Annotated in this window: 1 protein-coding gene; it reads left to right on the plus strand. The window is 24.7% G+C overall.

Features of this window, described 5'->3' with window-relative positions:
- On the plus strand, positions 1-295 hold a 295-nt coding region (locus tag AYC60_RS08945), incomplete at both ends, for a hypothetical protein (RefSeq protein ID WP_197416942.1).

Raw genomic sequence — 295 nt, forward strand, 5'->3', positions numbered from 1 at the left:
CATTTTAAATAGAGCAAAAACATTATCAGATAAAATACTAGAGAAATTTCCTCTGGTTAATGTAGATGATGAAATAAAAGATGAGAATGAACTTATAATAAATATTTTAGATGATTATGATTTTTCATATCAAAAACCAGAAGGATCTTCTTTCTTAGGAGAATTTATAAAAGCAAAAACTTGGGTTGAAGTTTTCGCTAATTTTATAGAATTATGTGATGAACTAGATGAGCAGTCTATAACTAAATTTGCAAGAATTGAATATCAAAATATAACTATTTCTAATGATGAAAGA

This window comes from Streptobacillus felis (assembly GCF_001559775.1).
Taxonomy (GTDB): domain Bacteria; phylum Fusobacteriota; class Fusobacteriia; order Fusobacteriales; family Leptotrichiaceae; genus Streptobacillus; species Streptobacillus felis.